Here is a 3,871-nt window from a genome sequence, read left to right as displayed (position 1 = left end):
GCGAGGTCTTGCACGGGATCGGGGTGTCCGGCGGCCGGGCTCGCGGCCTGGTCCGCATCGTGGCGGCCGAGACCATCGACGATCTGCAGCCAGGGGAGATCCTCGTCGCCAAGGTCACCGACGTGGGCTACACCCCGGCGTTCGCCTACGCGGCCGCCGTCGTGACCGAACTCGGTGGCCCGACGTCGCACGCCGCGATCGTGGCCCGTGAATTCGGGGTGCCGTGTGTCGTCAACGCGCGGGGCGCGGCCACCCGCCTGACCACCGGCACGCTGATCGACGTCGACGGGGCCACCGGCGACGTCACCGTGCTCGAAGGGTGACTCGACGGGTGTCATATCGTGGCGGTCATGGACTTCGCAAGGTCGGCTAAAGCGCAGGATTACCACCAACGTCTCACCGACTTCATGACGGAGTTCGTATTCCCGGCCGAGCACCCCTACGAGCAGTACCGGCTGGAGGCCGGGCCGAACGATCACACGGTGCCGCCGGTGGTGGAGGAGCTCAAGAAGCTGGCCAGGGACAGGGGGCTGTGGAACCTGTTTCTGCCTGCCGTGTCGGGGCTGACCAATCTGGAGTACTCGCCGCTGGCGGAGCTGTCGGGCTGGAGCATGGAGCTCGCTCCCGAGGCCCTGAACTGCGCGGCGCCGGACACCGGCAACATGGAGACGCTGCACCTGTTCGCCACCGAGCAGCAGAGCAAGGACTGGCTGGATCCGCTGCTCAACGGCGAGATCCGCAGCGCGTTCGCGATGACGGAGCCGGCGGTGGCCTCCAGCGATGCGCGCAACATCCAAACCAGCATTGAGCGCGACGGCTCGGGATCTGGGGACTACGTCATCAACGGCCGCAAGTGGTGGACTTCCGGCGCCAACGATCCGCGCTGCAAGATCCTGATCGTGATGGGCCGCACCAACCCCGACGCCGCGTCACATCAGCAGCAGTCGATGATCCTGGTGCCCATCGACACCCCAGGAGTCACGATCGTCCGCTCGCTGCCGGTCTTCGGTTGGCAGGATCAGCACGGGCACGCCGAGGTCGTGTTCGACAACGTGCGGGTGCCGGTGTCGAACCTGCTGGGCGAGGAGGGCGGCGGTTTCGCGATCGCTCAGGCCCGCCTCGGGCCCGGTCGCATCCACCACTGCATGCGCGCCATCGGCGTGGCCGAGCGGGCGCTGGCGTTGATGGTCGACCGGGTGAACAAGCGCATCGCGTTCGGCAAGCCGCTCGCCGAGCAGGGCGTGGTGCAGCAGCAGGTGGCGTTGTCCCGCAACGAGATCGACCAGGCCCGGCTGCTGTGCGAGAAGGCCGCCTGGACCATCGACAAGCACGGCAACAAGGAAGCCCGCAATCAGGTCGCGATGATCAAGGCCGTGGCCCCGCAGATGGCGTGCAACGTGCTCGACCGCGCGATCCAGGTGCACGGCGCCGCCGGCATCAGCGACGACTTCCCGCTCGCGCGGCTGTACGGCTGGCACCGCGCGATGCGGCTGTTCGACGGTCCGGACGAGGTGCACATGCGCTCGATCGCCCGCGCCGAACTGGGTCGCGAGAAGACCCCATTCGCGGCTGCGGTGACCGCGTAGTGGCGTCCACGGGCGGCGAGCTCTCGGGGGCGTGGAACTTCCGTGACGTCGCGGAGGAGACCGGGATCAAGCCCGGCCGCTTCTTCCGGTCCAGCGAGTTGAGCCGGCTGGACGATGCCGGCCGTACGGCCTTGGCGCAGTTCGGCATCGGGGACGTCGCGGACCTGCGGTCGCTGCGTGAGGTCGAGCGACGCGGTCCCGGTCAGGTGCCCGACGGTGTCGCCGTGCACCTGCTGCCGTTCCACGAGCTGGCCGCCGACCAGGCCGACGCCCCGCACGAGAGTGCGTTCGAGATGATGATGACCGCCAAGCCGGACGACGAGGATGTCGCCGTCGCGGCCGCGCGGTTCATGACCGACGAGTATGAGCGCTTTCCCGCGCTGCCCGGGGCGCACACCGCAGTGCGGCAGGTCATCTCGCTACTGGCCGATCAGCGGCCCGTCATCGCACACTGCTTCGCGGGCAAGGACCGCACCGGGTTCACGGTCGCACTGGTTCTGGAAACCGTTGGCGTGCCCCGCGATGCGATCGTGGCGGACTTCCTGCGTAGCAACGCGGCCGTGCCTCAACTGCGCGAGCGAATCCTGGAATCGATCCGCAACCGCGCCGAGGAGACGACGACACCCGAGATCGTCACGTTCGCCGAGGCGCGTCTCAACGACGAGGTGCTCGGCGTGCGCGAGGAGTACCTGGTGGCGGCCAAGCGCACGATCGATGCGGAGTACGGGTCGACGGCCGGCTACCTCGAGGCACTCGGTGTGACGGCCGAACAGGTGGCGCGGCTACGCCAGGCTTTGGTCGCGTAGGTCAGTCAGTCGCGCGGTATCTCGACGTCGGAGAACAGCACGCGGACCCCGCCGGTGGACAGTTGCGCCATGCCTTGGAAGAACGCGCCTGCCTCCGGTGTCGTGACGGCCAGGCTGGCGGCGTCGTAGTCGGGGTAGTAGAGGTCGATCATCCGGTACGCGGGCGTCGGCGACCCGTCCTCCTTGGGCCACACCTTCGACGTCTCGAAGCGGATGTGGCCGGGGATCTTGCGCGCAGCATCCAATTGTTCAGCCTCGTAGGCTGATTCGAAGGCCTGCGGGTCGATGGGGTTGTCGTAGATGACGGTGATCTTGGTTTCTGACATGCGTTGATCATGCACCTCGGCATCACTCACCGCACTACTCACTTCTGCCGCCACCACGGCCACCTCTCCAGCGCCTCTCCGGGGACCATGTATGCGAGTGTCCGACTCTGAGCGACAAACGCGGCGCTACGGAGGAGAGGATCGTGCCGGCGCAGAGTCCGTCGCTTCCGAACTCGTCCGCAGCCATGTGGACAACTGCCCGACTATCAGCGACAACCCCTCGGACCCGTCACACCTCGGTGTCACGGTCGGTCATGCTCAATACTCGCGAACTCCGTGGAATCGAACTCCGCTACGCGCTCACCCTCTACCTCGCCCAACATGGACGGCAGACCATTCCCCAGCTGATTCGGGCGATGACCCACCAAGGCTTCCACTTCGGGGGACGCCCATCGAAGGCCATCTCGGATGCCCTCCGTTGGGAGATCGGACGCGACAGAGTCCGTCACATCAGTCGCGGCGTGTACGGCCCCGGTGCGATCCCCCGCTCTACCGAGTACCGCATCCACCAGCGCGTGATCGCCATGCGCGAGGAGGTGAGAGGCCGTCCCTTCGAATACCTCCGATGGGATGGCCCGACGTGGTCATGAAACCAGGCCGGTTGTCGCTCAGAGCGTTCAGGGGGCTGCGCCCGGTGTGGAGACATGAAAATGGTGGGCTGGTGCGGTTGGGTGGGTGGTTGCGTTCGCCGTGGCCGGGGTGGACGCTTGGAGGGTGTTTCGGCGACCCCGTTCCCGCCTTGTTGTCAGAGAGCACGTCTCTAGAGCGTGGGGCTGGAGGGCGTCCCTTGATGGTTACGCGAGGGATGTGGATTGTTGCCCGTGAGCACGTGAGTGAGACTTCTGTTTCTTTCAGTCCTCCCCGAAACACGCTACACAACAACAGCTTTAGTGCGAAAGGGGATGATCTGCCATGGAGGTGATTCATCCGCGGTGTGCGGGCATCGACGTGTCGAAGAGGGACGCCAAGGTGTGCGTGCGGGTTCAAGGCCGCGGCCGCAAAGCCACCTCGTCCACGGTGACCACGTGGACATCGATGACCAACAGCATTCTGGCGTTGCGGGAGCATCTGATCGCCGAGCGGGTGACATGCGTGGTGATCGAGTCGACCGCGGCGTACTGGAAGCCGTTCTACTTTCTACTCGAAGACGCAC

Annotated in this window: 5 protein-coding genes and 1 pseudogene; 5 read left to right on the top strand and 1 reads right to left on the bottom strand. The window is 66.4% G+C overall.

All coding sequences use genetic code 11. The features are described 5' to 3' along the window. The 3 genes from ACRDUX_RS22115 to ACRDUX_RS22105 form a co-directional block, all read left to right on the top strand. On the top strand, positions 1 to 323 hold a 323-nt coding region (locus tag ACRDUX_RS22115; RefSeq protein WP_526416522.1), incomplete at its 5' end, for a PEP-utilizing enzyme. A gap of 27 nt (positions 324 to 350) precedes the next feature. Further along, positions 351 to 1,586, top strand: coding sequence for an acyl-CoA dehydrogenase family protein (locus ACRDUX_RS22110; RefSeq protein ID WP_526416520.1), 1,236 nt, complete (start codon positions 351 to 353; stop codon positions 1,584 to 1,586). After that, positions 1,586 to 2,392 carry a tyrosine-protein phosphatase gene (locus tag ACRDUX_RS22105; protein WP_526416518.1) on the top strand — a complete coding sequence of 269 codons (807 nt, stop codon included), beginning with the start codon at positions 1,586 to 1,588 and terminating at the stop codon, positions 2,390 to 2,392. The genes ACRDUX_RS22110 and ACRDUX_RS22105 overlap by 1 nt, the downstream gene beginning before the upstream one ends. A 5-nt stretch (positions 2,393 to 2,397) precedes the next feature. On the opposite strand, the gene ACRDUX_RS22100 is transcribed toward ACRDUX_RS22105, so the two are convergent. Beyond that, positions 2,398 to 2,718, bottom strand: coding sequence for an EthD family reductase (locus tag ACRDUX_RS22100; RefSeq protein ID WP_526416516.1), 321 nt, complete (start codon positions 2,716 to 2,718; stop codon positions 2,398 to 2,400). 254 nt (positions 2,719 to 2,972) lie between these two features. Here ACRDUX_RS22100 and ACRDUX_RS22095 point away from each other — a divergent pair, with 254 nt between their 5' ends. Further along, positions 2,973 to 3,308 carry a hypothetical protein gene (locus tag ACRDUX_RS22095; protein ID WP_526416514.1) on the top strand — a complete coding sequence of 112 codons (336 nt, stop codon included), beginning with the start codon at positions 2,973 to 2,975 and terminating at the stop codon, positions 3,306 to 3,308. 322 nt (positions 3,309 to 3,630) lie between these two features. Continuing rightward, positions 3,631 to 3,871 (top strand): annotated as a pseudogene (locus ACRDUX_RS22090) (IS110 family transposase); the annotation flags it as partial.

The organism is Mycobacterium sp. (assembly GCF_050701675.1).
In the GTDB taxonomy this organism is placed as follows: Bacteria; Actinomycetota; Actinomycetes; order Mycobacteriales; family Mycobacteriaceae; genus Mycobacterium.
Note: the sequence above shows the minus strand (reverse complement) of the source record. Positions and strands in the feature narration are given on the sequence as shown.

Bases quoted from the DNA above. Each gene is read 5' to 3' on its own strand.
- ACRDUX_RS22110 (WP_526416520.1), top strand. From the start codon at position 351: ATGGACTTCGCAAGGTCGGCTAAAGCGCAGGATTACCACCAACGTCTC.
- ACRDUX_RS22100 (WP_526416516.1), bottom strand. From the start codon at position 2,718: ATGTCAGAAACCAAGATCACCGTCATCTACGACAACCCCATCGACCCG.
- ACRDUX_RS22095 (WP_526416514.1), top strand. From the start codon at position 2,973: ATGCTCAATACTCGCGAACTCCGTGGAATCGAACTCCGCTACGCGCTC.